Source organism: Deltaproteobacteria bacterium (assembly GCA_029860075.1).
GTDB lineage: Bacteria > Desulfobacterota > JADFVX01 > JADFVX01 > JADFVX01 > JAOUBX01.
In genome coordinates this window covers 1-15,021 of the sequence record JAOUBX010000100.1, presented here as the reverse complement: position 1 = coordinate 15,021, position 15,021 = coordinate 1, and the positions used below count along the sequence as shown (strand labels likewise).

The 15,021-nt window shown below is 46.5% G+C and carries 18 protein-coding genes and 2 pseudogenes; 4 read left to right on the top strand and 16 right to left on the bottom strand.

Annotated elements, in window-relative coordinates; genetic code table 11:
• The 3 genes from OEV42_19600 to OEV42_19590 all read left to right on the top strand — a co-directional run.
• On the top strand, positions 1-267 hold a 267-nt coding region (locus tag OEV42_19600), incomplete at its 5' end, for a hypothetical protein (GenBank protein MDH3976474.1).
• Between the two features lie 14 nt (positions 268-281).
• Positions 282-2,930 carry an aminopeptidase N gene (gene pepN, locus OEV42_19595; protein ID MDH3976473.1) on the top strand — a complete coding sequence of 883 codons (2,649 nt, stop codon included), beginning with the start codon at positions 282-284 and terminating at the stop codon, positions 2,928-2,930.
• 175 nt (positions 2,931-3,105) lie between these two features.
• Entirely contained in the window at positions 3,106-3,309 is a 204-nt protein-coding gene (locus OEV42_19590; protein ID MDH3976472.1) for a SlyX family protein, read from the top strand.
• A 154-nt stretch (positions 3,310-3,463) separates the two neighbouring features.
• On the opposite strand, the gene OEV42_19585 is transcribed toward OEV42_19590, so the two are convergent.
• The 13 genes and pseudogenes from OEV42_19585 to OEV42_19525 form a co-directional block, all read right to left on the bottom strand.
• Entirely contained in the window at positions 3,464-4,723 is a 1,260-nt protein-coding gene (locus OEV42_19585; GenBank protein ID MDH3976471.1) for a DEAD/DEAH box helicase, read from the bottom strand.
• A gap of 347 nt (positions 4,724-5,070) precedes the next feature.
• Complete coding sequence (locus OEV42_19580) at positions 5,071-5,769, bottom strand: pirin family protein (GenBank protein ID MDH3976470.1); 699 nt, start codon at positions 5,767-5,769, stop codon at positions 5,071-5,073.
• Between the two features lie 338 nt (positions 5,770-6,107).
• Positions 6,108-7,472, bottom strand: coding sequence for a sensor domain-containing diguanylate cyclase (locus tag OEV42_19575; GenBank protein ID MDH3976469.1), 1,365 nt, complete (start codon positions 7,470-7,472; stop codon positions 6,108-6,110).
• Positions 7,473-7,771: 299 nt separating this feature from the next.
• Positions 7,772-8,215 (bottom strand): bacteriohemerythrin, encoded by a 444-nt coding sequence (locus tag OEV42_19570; protein ID MDH3976468.1) that lies wholly within the window; start codon positions 8,213-8,215, stop codon positions 7,772-7,774.
• Between the two features lie 145 nt (positions 8,216-8,360).
• On the bottom strand, positions 8,361-8,780 hold the full coding sequence (locus OEV42_19565) for a bacteriohemerythrin (GenBank protein ID MDH3976467.1): 420 nt from the start codon (positions 8,778-8,780) through the stop codon (positions 8,361-8,363).
• A gap of 203 nt (positions 8,781-8,983) precedes the next feature.
• Positions 8,984-9,391 (bottom strand): pilin, encoded by a 408-nt coding sequence (locus OEV42_19560; protein ID MDH3976466.1) that lies wholly within the window; start codon positions 9,389-9,391, stop codon positions 8,984-8,986.
• Positions 9,371-9,466, bottom strand: a pseudogene (locus tag OEV42_19555) (prepilin-type N-terminal cleavage/methylation domain-containing protein). The gene OEV42_19560 and the pseudogene OEV42_19555 overlap by 21 nt, the downstream one beginning before the upstream one ends.
• Positions 9,467-9,482: 16 nt before the next feature.
• Positions 9,483-10,499, bottom strand: coding sequence for a type II secretion system F family protein (locus tag OEV42_19550; protein MDH3976465.1), 1,017 nt, complete (start codon positions 10,497-10,499; stop codon positions 9,483-9,485).
• Positions 10,500-10,512: 13 nt separating this feature from the next.
• Positions 10,513-11,025 carry a hypothetical protein gene (locus tag OEV42_19545; protein ID MDH3976464.1) on the bottom strand — a complete coding sequence of 171 codons (513 nt, stop codon included), beginning with the start codon at positions 11,023-11,025 and terminating at the stop codon, positions 10,513-10,515.
• A gap of 378 nt (positions 11,026-11,403) precedes the next feature.
• A pseudogene (locus OEV42_19540) lies at positions 11,404-11,514 on the bottom strand (prepilin-type N-terminal cleavage/methylation domain-containing protein).
• Between the two features lie 304 nt (positions 11,515-11,818).
• Positions 11,819-12,778: a site-2 protease family protein gene (locus OEV42_19535; protein ID MDH3976463.1), complete on the bottom strand. Its 960-nt coding sequence runs from the start codon at positions 12,776-12,778 to the stop codon at positions 11,819-11,821.
• Positions 12,779-12,829: 51 nt separating this feature from the next.
• On the bottom strand, positions 12,830-13,354 hold the full coding sequence (locus OEV42_19530; GenBank protein MDH3976462.1) for a hypothetical protein: 525 nt from the start codon (positions 13,352-13,354) through the stop codon (positions 12,830-12,832).
• 132 nt (positions 13,355-13,486) lie between these two features.
• Positions 13,487-13,711, bottom strand: coding sequence for a hypothetical protein (locus OEV42_19525; protein MDH3976461.1), 225 nt, complete (start codon positions 13,709-13,711; stop codon positions 13,487-13,489).
• A 113-nt stretch (positions 13,712-13,824) separates the two neighbouring features.
• Between OEV42_19525 and OEV42_19520 the strand changes: the two genes are divergently transcribed.
• Positions 13,825-14,238: a DUF420 domain-containing protein gene (locus tag OEV42_19520; GenBank protein MDH3976460.1), complete on the top strand. Its 414-nt coding sequence runs from the start codon at positions 13,825-13,827 to the stop codon at positions 14,236-14,238.
• A gap of 36 nt (positions 14,239-14,274) precedes the next feature.
• Here the strand turns inward: OEV42_19520 and OEV42_19515 are convergent, their stop codons facing one another.
• From OEV42_19515 to OEV42_19505, 3 genes are all read right to left on the bottom strand, one after another.
• A complete protein-coding gene (locus OEV42_19515; protein MDH3976459.1) occupies positions 14,275-14,517 on the bottom strand; it encodes a DUF3820 family protein in 243 nt (80 codons plus the stop codon).
• Positions 14,507-14,773, bottom strand: a complete 267-nt coding sequence (locus tag OEV42_19510) for an RNA-binding protein (protein MDH3976458.1) — start codon at positions 14,771-14,773, stop codon at positions 14,507-14,509. Before OEV42_19510 ends, OEV42_19515 begins: the two co-directional genes overlap by 11 nt.
• A 62-nt stretch (positions 14,774-14,835) precedes the next feature.
• On the bottom strand, positions 14,836-15,021 hold a 186-nt coding region (locus OEV42_19505; protein ID MDH3976457.1), incomplete at its 5' end, for a DUF188 domain-containing protein.

Here is a 15,021-nt window from a genome sequence, read left to right as displayed (position 1 = left end):
TTTTGCTTCTTTTTTCAGGAAGTTATTTCGTTAAGGCACTTATCCGGTTTATCCGGGCTGGGCGGCCTTTCTTTTGTTACTTTTCTTTGTACCCTCAAGGGGCATAAATCCAGCAAAAGAAAAGTAACATTATTATGGCATAGCCTTTTAACTCTGACCCCGCACAAAGGACGGGGACTTCAACGATTAATTAAAACCATACCCATGCCGGCCCTCACTGGTCAGGGAGAGAAAATCAACGTGCCGTCAAAAGATATGCTAATTTAAAAACAGGATAAATTATGAGCAAAAAGAAGACCCATGAAACCATCTTGCGTAAAGATTATCAAGCCCCCGCCTATCTGGTGGAAAGCATCGATATTACCTTTGACCTTAGTGAAGAAGTAACGACGGTAACATCCACTCTTGCTATGAAGAAAAATAAAGCGCATGGTATAGCCAATGCGCCCCTGGTCCTCGCGGGACGTGAACTTGTGCTTAAATCGATTAAACTTGACGGGAAATTTCTTGAGGCAAAGGATTATAAAATCGACGGAGAACAACTTACTCTCCCTTTCGTCAGGGAAAACTTTACCGTCGAGACAGTTACAGAAATAAAGCCGCAGGAAAACAGTTCTCTTGAAGGGCTCTACAAGTCGAGCGGTAACTTTTGTACCCAGTGTGAAGCGGAAGGTTTTAGAAAAATCACCTATTACCCCGACCAGCCGGACGTAATGGCCCTCTTTACAACGACTATCCGGGCCGATAAGTCCAGGTACCCCGTACTGCTTTCCAACGGCAACCTCATTGATAGCGGCTGCCTTGAAGGAGGCCGCCACTATGCAAAATGGGAAGACCCCTTCAAAAAGCCTTCTTACCTCTTTGCCCTTGTCGCAGGCAAGCTGGTCAAGATTGAAGACACCTTTACCACGCTGTCCGGCAGAGAGGTAAAGCTTGAAATCTATGTTGAAGAGCGCAACAAAGACAAATGCAGCCATGCCATGGCCTCTCTTAAAAAGTCAATGAAATGGGACGAAGAGGTTTACGGCCTTGAATACGACCTTGACATCTACATGATCCTTGCCGTCGATGATTTCAACATGGGCGCCATGGAAAACAAGGGGCTCAACATATTTAACTCCAAATATGTGCTGGCAAGTCCCGATACGGCCACTGATGATGACTACAACGCTATAGAAGAAGTCATCGGCCATGAATACTTTCATAACTGGACAGGCAACAGAGTTACCTGCCGTGACTGGTTTCAGCTCAGCCTTAAGGAGGGGCTTACCGTATTCAGGGACCAGGAGTTCTCTTCAGACATGACTTCCCGTGCCGTCAAGCGGATACAGGACGTGAGAATTCTAAGAAATGCCCAGTTCCCGGAAGACGGAGGTCCCATGGCGCACCCTGTTCGTCCCGACTCTTATGTGGAAATTAACAACTTTTATACGGTCACCGTTTATAACAAAGGGGCGGAGGTCATCCGAATGATGCATACCCTCCTTGGCAAAAAAGGCTTTAGAAAGGGAATGGATCTTTATTTTAAACGCCATGACGGGCAGGCCGTAACCTGCGATGATTTTGTGTCAGCCATGGAGGATGCCAACCGTTTCGATCTTAAACAGTTTCGCCTCTGGTATAGTCAGGCGGGAACACCTCAAATCGAGATTGAAGATCATTTTGATGAAATAAACCGCACTTACAGTATAACCATCACCCAGCAATGCCCTGCAACACCGGGGCAGAAAGTAAAGGAGCCCTTCCACATCCCCCTTGCAATAGGCCTTCTTGATGAAATGGGGAATGATATTCCTCTCCGGCGGGCCGGGAAAGAAGAATCGGGCGGGATTGGGAGCGTATTAAATATGAGGGCAAAAAATGAAACCTTTTGCTTTACAGGTATTAATAAAAAACCCGTTCCCTCCCTATTGAGGAATTTTTCCGCTCCCCTGAAGGTTAAATTCAACTACAGTAATGAAGAACTGGCCTTTCTCATGGCCGGGGACAGCGATCCCTTCAACCGGTGGGAGGCCGGCCAGCAACTCTCTTCAAGGATCATGCTCGGCCTCATCGATAAATACAAAAAGGATGAAGCACTCACACTGGATGACAGTTACACAGAAGCATTCAGAGCAATCCTTACCGATAATAAAAGGGACAAGGCCCTTCTTGCCGAGGCCCTCATACTGCCGACGGAGACCTATGTGGCGGAACAGATGAATGTCATTGATCCGGAGGCCATCAGGACCATCAGGGAATTTGTTAAAAAAACGCTGGCCCGGAAATGTAATGATGAGTTCCTTCAGGTTTACAGGTCAAACAGACTTGACGGAGCATACGCTATCGATTCCCTTTCCGTGGGCAGGCGGCGTCTCAAAAATATGGCCCTTGCCTATCTTATGACCCTTGCTGAGGCCGGGACCCTTTCATACTGTATGGATCAGTTCAGCAAGGGCAATAATATGACGGACGTTATGGCAGCCCTGTCCACTCTTAGCCATTATGAAGGCCCTGAAAGGGAAGAGGCCTTTAAACATTTTTATGAAAAGTGGGAAAAGGATCCTCTTGTTATTGACAAGTGGTTCTCTCTTCAGGCAAGGTCCACCCTTCCCCATACCTTATCAAGGGTAAAGGAACTGATGAAGCACCAGGCTTTTAATATAAAAAATCCCAACCGCGTCAGATCGCTCACAGGAGCCTTCTGCCAGGGCAATATGGCTGCTTTTCACGACATAAGCGGTGAAGGATACACATTTCTTGCCCATCAGGTACAGGCTCTCGATAAACTCAATCCCCAGGTTGCAGCCCGCATGGCGGGAGCCCTCAGTCGATGGAAGCGCTACGATGAAAAGAGGCAGGCACTGATGAAAAGGGAATTGGAAGCGATTAAAGGCGTAAAGGGCCTTTCAAATGACGTTTATGAAATTGTTTCGAAGAGTTTGATCTAGTCTGGCGATTTTATAATCGTCATTTCGAAGCGATGTGAGAAATCACTTTCATTGAGAAGAAAGACTTCTCCTTTCAGTCGAAATGACAAATTGCGAGGATAGTCAGGTTGCCTCCGCAATGAGTATATATTTTTCGTAATAGAGAAAGGGCAGCAAATCAATGCAGGATCAATCATTGGAAGAACGCATAAGAGACCTTGAAATGCGCTTTATGCGGCAGGAATCGACAATTGAGGATTTAAATGACGTCCTATATGGTCAGCAGAAAGAAATAGATAAGCTGGGAAGTGAGCTTGAGCGTCTGAAAGACCGGATAAAAACAGGGGCTGCCTCTATAATAAGGGACCCCTCGGAAGAGACGCCGCCACCGCATTACTAGTGATTTCTTCTACTATCATCCCCGGCGGTCTCTTTTTTTAAGGGGAGGCGCTCATCGTATTGTTGGAAAGTCTTCAAAAGGCATTGCAAAAAAAAAAGCCCGAACCGGCAGCAAGGGGTAATGGGCTTTTTTAGTTATTTGAGGCGTCCGGGCATCAGCCGGACCGGCGCGGAGCGCTGAAAGAAGACTTCCCGCTGCCTGCCGCAGGGGGCCTGTTTCCACCTTTCGGCCTTCTTCTCTTTGGCTGATGTCGCGGCGACCGGGCGAATTCATTATTTCTCTTCGGCGCTTTGGCGCTATAGTCAAAACCTTCAATGGTTCTTCTCTCAAGGGGGGAGCCGAGCACGTTTTCAATATTGCCTGCCATTGCCTTGTCTTCACCGCTGATTAGCGTAAAAGCGTCTCCACTCCTTGCAGCCCTGCCTGTTCTGCCGATTCGGTGAATGTAGGCTTCTGGCGTATCAGGCATATCATAGTTGATAACGTGTGAAACCTGTGAAACATCTATTCCACGGGCAGCAATGTCTGTCGCTACGAGAATCTGGAAACTGCCATCCCTGAACCCGTCAAGCGCGGCCTGACGCCTGTTCTGGGAAAGGTTACCCTGCAACGACGTTGCACGGTAACCTGCACCTGTGAGCTTCTCTCCCAGCCTTTTTGCACGGTGTTTGGTTCGGGTAAAGACAAGAACAGACTCTGTATCGGTATGGCGCAGCAGTTCGAGAAGTAAAGGTGTTTTCAGGTGCTGAGCAACGGGATAGAGGGCGTGGCTTACAGTCACTGCCGCCGAACTGTTGTCCACTTCTATCGTTTCAGGGTGAATGAGCGCTTCATTTGCAAGGCCCCTGATCTCTTTCGGCATGGTAGCTGAAAAGAGGAGCGTCTGTCTCTCTTTCGGTATCTTTTTCATAATACGCCTGATGTCGGGAAAAAAGCCCATATCGAACATTTGATCGGCCTCGTCGAGAACAAGAACCTCCAGCCGGGAAAGGTCGATACTCCCCTGGCCCATGTGATCGAGCAGTCTGCCGGGGCAGGCAACGACAATGTGCACTCCCTTTTTCAGTTTCTGAATCTGCGGTTTTATATTTACACCGCCATAAAGGGTAATACTTTTAAGGCCTGTCTCTTTCCCGAGGACCTGAATAGACTGGTGGATCTGCTCTGCAAGCTCTCTTGTCGGCGCAATAACAAGGGCGCGAACCTTATCCCTTTCCCCTTTCATAAGTCTGTCCAGTATAGGCAAGGCAAATGCTGCCGTCTTTCCCGTCCCTGTCTGGGCAAGACCCATTACATCTTTCCCCTTCAAAACAGGGGGGATTGCTTTTGCCTGGATAGGTGTTGCTGTAACATAACCGGCAGACAGGATGCCTGCCGCTACTTTTTCATTAAAATTAAAATCCTTAAATTCCATATTTTCCTTCTTTCTGATGCTTCACACAAAAAAAGCCCCGGAATCATTCCGGAGCCTTACGCTATTTAAATCGTCTTATTCCTGGAACCGCTTGTCAATGGCAGACAGTATAACCCTGTGAGCTGATGATGTCAACAAGAATGACTGACTTCGGCCTCTCTTCCCTTTATTTGCTAATGAGCCCCACCGCTTCGAAGGGTATTTTAAAGGAAGTGGCTCAAATCCCGGCAAAGGGGCTTTGAAGTTTTCTCTCAGGGGGAGGAAAATGCGCATAGGAATAGCGCGCTTTCGTCCTGGCGGGATAGAGTAACAAAAGGCCTTAACCAGGCCTTTGCCTTTATGTAAAACTAGGGAAGATCAAAAAGAAGGAACTCACAATCTTTCATTGCCCTGACTTTCACCTTTTTCCGGTCTCTCAGGGAGCAGGCATCCCCTGCAAAAAGCTTTTCTCCGGCCACTGCCAGCTCGCCTTTAATAAGCTGAATCCATAGAAAGCGCCCTTCCCTGATGGCTATATGAATACTTTTTTTCTCACTTAAGCGACTTGTATAAAGATCTACGTCCTGATGGATTACAACCGATTCATCACGACCCTCACGGGAGGCGATGAGGGTAAGGTCATTCTCTTTCAGCATGGACAGATAATTTTTCTGCTCATAGCCCGGCGGCAATCCTTTTTCTTCCGGCAATATCCAGATTTGGAGAAAATGAACGGCCTCCCTGTTATCAGGGTTGAATTCACTATGGGTCAGTCCCGTCCCTGCCGTCATTATCTGTATTTCACCGGGCCGTATTATGGAGCCGTTACCCATACTGTCTCTATGCTGCAACTCTCCTTTTATCACGTAGGAGATGATTTCCATATCGCTATGGGGATGAGCGGAAAAACCGAGTCCCGGCATAACGGTATCTTCATTGATAACCCTGAGTTTCCTGAAATGCATGAAAAGAGGATCATAATAAGTGTCAAAGGAAAAGCTGTGGTAGCTTCTTAACCAGCCGATATCCGTAAGCCCCCTGGCTTCTGATTTTCTGACGGTAATCATTTTTTCCTCCTTAGGGAAGCGCTGATTATTGCGGGGGAGAATCAAAAAATCAAGGCAAAAATTACAGCCCATAGCGGATCTCAAGGTAACATTCCTAACAGCAAAGGCGGCATTATTGAACCTTTACATACCCTTCATGATTTTTTTGGGCTTCCCTTAATTGTTTAGATTATCAAAAATAATGAAAAGATTCTCAATGGGGAGCGGATTTTTATATTTGAAGAGGCCCTGGAGAAAAGAAAGGTTTTAACCGGCGGCATTTAAAAAAAGAGTAAAGGCGGCAAATAAGTTGAGGCGGTTTTAAGGGAGAGGGAAATTAAGGAAGCCCAATAGTTAAATTAATCCTCGCTATTACAGTAAATTCTGTCTCTTCCGGCATTTTTTGCCAAATAAAGGCGCTCGTCGGCTAACTTTAAAATATGGGGAATGATTTTCCCGTCTTCAGGAAAAGTGGCGCAACCACCACTGATTGTTACTTTCTTGTTGGGGAATTCATAGTCCCTGACGGCTTTTAAAAGTCGCTCGCCAAATAACCTGGCATTCTTCTTGTCAAGCTCGGGTGTAATAATACAAAATTCTTCACCTCCGAAGCGACCTACAGTATCCGTATCTCTGGCAACGTTATTAAAAATAGCTGCCAAATCCTTGAGTACCTTGTTGCCTTCAAGGTGTCCGAAAGCATCATTGTACTTCTTGAAATAATCGATATCCAGCATAAATACGGTAAAGCTCGATTTATAGCGATAGGCCCTTTTTATCTCCATTTCAAGGACACTCATTAAATGTCTATGATTATATAAGCCTGTCAATCCGTCTACGATACTTGATTGCCGTATTGCTTCCAGGGCCCTTACCCGGTCAATGGTCAAGGAGGCGTAAACAGACAAAAGAGAAAATATGGACATATCTTCCGGTGAAATTTCCCGAACCTTGAAATCATTCACATAGAATATGCCGAATACTTTACCTTCAACGGCAAGAGGCGCCGCAATGACGGTTTTTACCCCTTCATTCAGGAGGAGAGGACTGGGACTGTTAAATTTTTCCAGGTTTTTTACATATAAAGTAGAATTTTGCTGGAATATCCTGTTTGTTATTCCTTCTTCCCGTATTTCCCAGGAATCGGCATTCTGAAATGCCCGGCTGAAACCTTTACAGGCAAGAAGTCTCATTTTATTCTCTTTTTCATCGTAAATGGCAAGCGATGCCGCAGGCATGCGCAGCATTTTTAAAGTATAATCAATAAGAGCAAGCCCCGCATCATAGAGACTGTCGATATTTTCTATAAGCAGGCCCAGATGATAAAGGGTTTCATGTTCTCTTAGCACCCTGTCCCGGTCTGCAAGGCGCAGTTGTCTTTCAAGGGCCATCTGCCATACAAAGAGAGCCGAAGCGCCTCCCATTAGCTCCGTGTCAGGACCTATCACCTTCTTTAATTGATTACCGACTTCCTGTGAACCCGTTACATTGATGACCAGGTCGAGATGATCCCCTATGGCGGCATGAAAATCTTCCACAACAGGTATCTTAAGGGCCTTTGCTTTCTTCATACCCGTAGCATAGGGATTATTATCGGCAATCCACTCAACCTGTATAGCCGGATTCTCATAAAGCAAGTCGAGAATGGCCGTGCAGCCCCGGCCGCAGCCGACAATGCCCACCTTCGATTTCACTTGTTTATCATTATCGTCTTTAGACTTCATCTATCACCTTTATGATATTTCAACCCAAAAGCTTACATTTCACATCTTATCATTAAATGACATGTAAGTCCATTTTAGCTGAAAGGCCGGAGAGAGTAATGAAAACCTCTATCCATTAGAAGTCAAGTTTCTTTGCTGGAATTTTAAGTGAACATTTGAAAGGAAGGCCCGCCACTCCCATATAATGGAATATCTCTTCGCAGCGGCGGGAAGTGTCGGTTATTATCTGACACTGATTTTGTCTGTACGTTAACTGTCAGGCCGGCTGCCCTTTTACGCCCCATGGCAGTTGCATGGGTTTAAAGCTGCTTTTCATCACTCTCAATTATTTGATTCCCATAGCCTGCTTTATTCAAATAAGCCCCAAGCAGCATATCTTTTTCCAGAATATGTTCCTCAAGCCAGTTCTTAAGGAAAAAAAGGACTTCAACAGAGAGATAAAAGCCCTCCTCTTTTTGCTGATCGTAAAGTTGCAGGACTTTTTCCGTTAACTGGTCATGAATCTGCTTGTGGGCTTGATAGTCTCCATATTTATAAGCCATCATGATCTTTTCTTCCCTGGAAAAGTGGAGCTTTGTGTAACCGATGAGCTGCATCAGAATTTGATCGAGTCTCTCCTTCCCTTTGCCCTGCCGCATGGCATTGGCCAGATCGTTAAAGAGTCTTATCAGGATTCTATGGTCTTCATCAATCTCCTTAATCCGGACACTATAGCTATCCCTCCACTCTATCTGAATCATCATACCTCCTTTTTATAAAACAATACAAAGCGGACCCATAAACTCCTGATGTTATATTGAAGTATTTCTAATGTCAAGATAGTTGAGAAAAGAAATTCTTCTTTACATCAGTGAGTAGAGGTAAGGAGAGATTAAAGCGGTCTTCCTGTTAGCTGACGCCCTTTTTATTCAGATACTCGCCGTACAGCTTGTCTGTTCCCATAATGTGCTTGCTCAGCCAGTCCTGGAGAAATTTCAGTACGGAAAAGGTCATGGCTATTCTGCCTCTATTGTAATCCTGGATAAGTGAAATCACCTTTTCCCGCATGGCAATATGCTTTCTTTTATGCTCTTCGTAATGAGGATATCCATGTTTTTTCAAAAGTTTTTCTTCTGCCGCAAAGTGAAAGTCCGTATAGGCAAGCAGGTTCTCAAGCACCTGAGCGAGCCGCTCCTTGCCCTCGCCAAGATTAATTGCTTCCTGAAGCGAGTTGATTATCTTGACTAACTCCTTGTGCTGGTTGTCTATTTCCCTGATATTCACTTCAAATTCCTTTCGCCAGGGAAAAAATAAAGAGATTTTACTCATTGGATAAGGGCTCCTTGATAAATAAGTTCCTTCTTTTTATATTAACAGTATGGGAGAAAAAACAAAAGTAATGAGACAGGAGTGAAAGTAAATAGAAAGCAGGTAGGGCTGTTTTTTTACGCCGCAGTGAGGGAGAATAATGAGGCGCAGCAAATGGCTGATCCGAATTGGGTAAAGCCCGCAAGCGGCAACATTTCTTCGCCTCAATAGCGGCATTTGACAGGCACATGCCGGAGCGAAAGATTGCTGTCGTTTTTACCGGCTGCCGTCATCCCGTCAGGTGTTGTGGCATAACCGCAAACCCAGGCGACGGGGATGATGGGTGCATCTTTTACAATGGCGGGCCTTATGGTAAGCGTCTTTCCCGCCACGTTCCTGTTTATCCTGTTTCCCAGCGTAATGGTCACCGCCCCGTCAACAACTTCAAGACGTGTTACAAAGTTAGCCTTGAATTTTTCAGGTTTGGGAAGCCCTGCCCGGGCATTATTTTCGGGGAGCCTCTTTTTCGCCTTATAATAGTCCTCCACTTCCTTCTGGGCCACTTCGGCCAGCGTCATGGCCTCGGCTACCTGTGACCTTATGACCCGGTCCTGGTATGATGGAAGGGCCATTGTAGCCAGTATACCCATGATTGCAACGACGATGAGCAGTTCTATCAGTGTAAAACCTCCTTCATTGATTTTCATCATTCACCCTCCTTTATTATATGCTTCCGGCCATGGAAAAAATGGGCAGATACATGGCGATAATAAAAAACCCCAGCGCCGTACCGACAACGATTATGGTGAGTGGAATCATGGCTGCCGTGAATCTATCTGATGCTTTTTCAGCATCGGCCTCACAAAAGGAGGCAGAACGGTTGAGGGCTGCTTCCAGGGCTTTGGCTCTGTTGCCCACTTTTAGCGTCTTTATGATAAGCCCCGGGAAAAAGCCGCTCCTTTCCAACTGAAGCAACAAGTCTGAATAGTCGGAAACCTTTTCACCTGCCTCTTTCAGCTTTTTAGCAATATAATCATTGTTTACATTCCCGGCGGCGGCCCTGCAAGTTTGTTGGGCAGACAAATGAAAGCCAAAAAGGAGATGGAGATTGCTCAGAAATTGTGCAACGGCAATTTTACGATTCATTTTCCCCAGAAAGGGTACTTTGTCTGCAATCCTGTAGAAGAAAGCTTTCTTTTTATTGAAGAAAAGTATGGTCATAGCAAGCAGCACCAACAGGACAACAAAATATTGCAGAAGAAAATGGCTTAAATTGATAATCACCAGTGTTGGATAGGGAAGCGTTCCCCCCATATCGATAAACATTTTTTCAAAAATAGGAATAACAAAAAGGAGTAAACCGGAAGCGACGAAGGCCGCTACAGTCAATATAAATGCCGGGTATATCATTACCGTTTTGGCGTAATTCCTTATTTTACTCTTTCGCTCGCCATACTCGGCAAATCGGTCAAAAAGTGGTGCAATCTTTTCCTTATCTTCCTTAAACAGTTCAGGGGGGATGTTTGTCAGGTAATCCAGGTGTTGAATCAAAACCTCTCCTGCCGGCTTTCCTTCAGAAATCTCCCAATTCATAAGGGATATAAGCTTTCCCATCCTGGAGCTATCGCCTTCTTCCGCAATGGTCGAGACGGCTTCTGCAACAGTCATTCCCGATGCGGTCATGGCAGCCATCTGGCGGTAGAACATATTCATATGATCTGCTTTGATCCTAAACATCATTGCCTCCCACTTCCTATTTTAGCGCTTTGTTAATATACCGCTCATCGATGGTGCTCTGATCTTCACCTATAACGGTCCAGCCTTCCCTCGCTTCCCCTTTGCCGGTAATCCATATGACCGGTCCCAGCGGGTCTGCAGTGGGCACGGCGGGGCGAAGGGTAACCCTGTTATTTTTCTCCAGCTTTTTAATCGTCACATGGATAGCTCCCTTTGCCAGGACATGCTTGTGTCGACGGTATTCCATTTCGGGTGATTCCATTTCCTGATAATAGGTCTTGTTATAGGGTAAAAGTTCCAAAATGGCTTTTTTATCGTCGGGCCATTCTCCGTTCAATGCATAATAGGTTGAAATATCCGTTCTTAAATCACTGGAGGCTTCTATAGGCCCTGCCGAAACAATAATCATTTTATAAATTTCAGATAATTTTGAAACACAAACGATCATACCTATCAGTATGATGATCAATGCCATTATAATGTCGGCGCCGAGCATGGCAATGGCCGGATGGATTCTCTTTTCCCTCATGGAGGCCTCCTTTATTGCAGGCTGTCAATTAAATCGCTAAGTGCTTTCCCTTTCCTTTGTCCGGTTTTCACCGAGCACTTCCATGCCTTTGGGAGCTTTCTTGTCACCCCAGACCCAATAAAGGGATGCCGTTGGGTCTTCCTTCACCATGGCGGGGCGGGCTGTGAGGATGATATATTTTGTACCCGCCTTTTCATAAAATTTAACGTCAAATGAACCATCACGAACGGTGATGCTTTCAACCTGTTTTCCTTTGATATGCATGGGATGGGGCAGGCCTGCCTCGCTGTTGTTTTTAGGGAACCTTCCCGTATGGCTGTAAAAATCCATAATTTCCTTCCTGATCTCACCGCCCAGCACGTAGCCCTCCGCATTCAAAGCCTTTTGCCGGTATCTGGCGAACTGGGGAATGGCGATGGCCGCCAGAACGCCGATGATGGCAACGACATACATCAGTTCGATGAGCGTAAATCCCTTCTCATTTTTCATTGCCCGCCTCCTTTATGTTTGCATAAAAGTATAACAACAACTTAAGAACATACAAAATAATCCCTTTTCCGGTGGATTGTCATGATTTTCAACCTGCAACAAGTAAGGGGTTATTTTAACCACTGAAGCACGGGAAAAACCTTAACGAGTTATCCACGAATAGCACGAAGGCTCACGAAGAAAATCATAATCCAACTGTCCTTTCCAATCGGCAATCCAAAATATTAAATCCCAAATTGATAAAGACCTGTCACTGCATTTATCTACCGCTGAGACACTGAATCAGGGAAGCACGGGAAAATTTCTACACCGTAAAATGTGTGAGCGACATGCCGCCTGCCAGAAATCCGATGAGACCGAAATAGAGGACCGAGATGAGTACCTTTGTAGAGAGGTTCACCTTGTAATATTCCTCATCCCTCTTCTCCTTCTTTCTCCATTGGGCCAGGACCTTGCCGCCGGAGATAAGAAGGATGAAAAAAAGAATGGGATTGAAAGATTGTAAAAAAAGCAAGAGGATGCCGATGAAACCGAAGATCCATATTCTGGGGGATATGGCTGCAACCGTCCTGCCGCCGTCGAGCGGGCTTAGGGGGATGAGGTTGAAAATGTTGATGAAGAAACCCGTATAGGCCAGGGCATACCAGAACATACTGCCCGTATAGAGGGCCATTCCCCAGCAGAGAATGGCCCCGGCAGTGCCAAGTAAAGGCCCGGCGATTCCGGTCCAGGCTTCTATCCTTACATTATGGGGAAGTTCCTTCATCGTAATGAAGGCGCCGACAAAAGGAATAAAGACGGGCACTCCCGACTTAATGCCGAAGTACCTGAGTGCAATGGCATGGCCCATTTCATGAACAAAAATGAGCAGAACGAACCCTGCGGCAAAAGCCCAACCCCAGTTGAGTGCATAGGCCCAGATACAAACGATCATGGACAGGCCCGTTTTAAGGGCTGCCCCGAACTTGAGAACGTTGAGCGCCAGCAGGAGGGCCTTTGCCTTTGTCAGCGCAAAGGCAAGGACCCACTTGAATTTAAGCGCCAGCCCGACAATGAGCACAATAAATGCATAAAGCGCCGAATGTTTGGCTTTTTCACTCGTGACACGACGCGGTGGCGTCAATACGTTGTTTTTAGTCACTTCCAGGCCCATGGCAGCGAGGACTCTCGGATCTACGGCACTTAAAGCCGGCTTTTCTTTGCCGGCTTTTGACGTCACTTCATCTGCATCGCTGTTTGCGGGGTTTTCACCGTCAATAGGCATTATAAATATCCTTATAGTTTTTTAATGACTGACTTTAGATTTCCTTTGTCCTTAAGCCATATCCTCACCGGTAATTTTCCTCAAGGAGAGCTGGTATCCTTCATATACGGCAATGCCGTAAAAAACGAGGTCCATACCGGAAAAGGTATCGATCATTAAGGCGGGAATCTGCGCCACATTGATTAAGGGAAGAAGCTCCATGATGGTAATGCCCGATTCTTGAGCGCCAAAATAAACGAGGGTAAAGAAGTTTCCCAGCACACATCCGACAAGCGCCAGAACGGCCCCGAGTATGCTGAATTTCGGCGTAAGGCCCTTGCCCGAAATACGAACCACTGTGGCAACGATAAAACCGACGGCAATAGCTACGATGCCGATCTGGTACCCCGTTGCTACCGTAATACCGGCCCATATAACGGCGCTGACAATAGCACCGATAAGGCCGGCGACGGCTGCCATAGCGAAATTTTCCTCATCCATGAGCGACTGAAGCGCCACTTCAACCTGTGCCGCATCGATCCGGGGTTCAGCGATCCGGGGTTCAGCCTGTTCATCCACTCCGTTTTCGTCCGTCATAACTCCCTCCTGTAAATTAAGATTTTCTAGAATACTTTATGACTTCCTTTTTCCCTGATCTCTTAACATATGATAATATCAAAAAAGTTATATGGATGGGTAATTTTATTTGATTAATTTGTCAACTCTCTCTTATTCCTCATTGAGTTCTTCTTCAATTTTCCCGGCCCGTTCTTCTTCCTGCTTCTTGACGGCCTCTGCCTGTTCGATAGGCGTGCGGATTTTTTCTACAGCCCTTCCGGCGGTCTCATCCGTCATCTCCTGAATGGCCCCTTTTTTTTCCTGGTCAGCGCTTTTTGAACAAGCGGCGAGGAAAAAAACAACAATGACTATTAACATCCAGCAATAGCGTTTCATAAATGACCTCCTCCTGTATGTTATATTACTTCATTTTTTTTGAAGACGCTATCAGCCATTAGGGATTCCTTTCTTGACCCAAGCTTCTTCATTGGGGTATTGTTCTTAACACTATGGCCTACGGAAAATTCTTTTTACAGTTCTCTGCCGCATGGGGCATGCTCTCCCTTCTGCTCCTCATCGTCGCATGGAGAAAGGCGGCAAGGGGAAAGGCGGCGGCCCACAAGACCTTGATGATATTTCTTACTGCAGGCGCCTGGCTCTTTATCATGAGCTATCTTCTCCGCTATTTCCTGCCCGGCTATACCCCTCCCCACATTCCCGGCAAACTTATCCCCTGGTTTGCTCTCCACGGCACGGTCGGCCTTTTTCCGCTCTTTGGCGCGTCAGCGCTCCTTTATGCCCGCCTTCGAAGCCCGAAGAACGCCTTTTTAAACGGCAATCACAAGCCTCTCGGCAGGGTGACAGCCCTTCTCTGGTGCTTCACACATATCGGTGGAATAGTTAATATCTGGCTCCTTCGCTAAAAACCGGAATCGACAGGATCCAGAGGCCAGGGCAAGTCAAATCTTTTTGAAAAGGTATTCAAGACCGTTTACCTTAACCTCATAGACGATGCGAAGCATCTTTCCCAACTCACCTTGAGGGAAACCTTTTTGCGCCGGCCAGATTACATAGGGCTCGGGAAGGTCGACAAGGCGCATGCCGGAATGTTTCCCAAAAGGCATCCTGGCCGCCGCCAGCTTCAACATGGCGGCCCGGTCAGCTGTTAGCCGCTCTTCGTCACCAAAACCGTCAGTCGTCATGTGGCGCCTTACTCCCCTTCTGTTTGGCCATTTTTACTCTTATCCTGCATCCTCCCACATTCTGGTTGTTCAGCTTCTTTATGGCGGTCAGGGCTTCACGTGAATTGGGCATCTCAACAAAGCCAAAGCCTTTGGACGTACCCCTTTCGTTATCATAGACCAGGTTGTGGCTCGACACCTCGCCATAGGGCTCAAAGAGCGCCTTCAACTCCTCTTCCGTTGTCTTTCTCGAAAGGTTGCGCGCAAGTATCTTCATATTAACATCTCCTTATTGATGGCTTATTTTCGCAGCAGATTTGCCCTGAGCCGGACAGGCCCCTATGGGGTGTGCTTCCTTAAAAAACGATCGAGTGAATCGGCAAAGGCCTGGCTGTTTTTCCGGTTGAAGGATGAAGGTCCACCTAAAATTTCGCCGCCTCCTCGCAATTCATCCATCAGGTTGCGCATGGACAGGCGATCATGAATCGTCTCTTCCGTATAGAGTTCCCCACGGGGAACTCTATA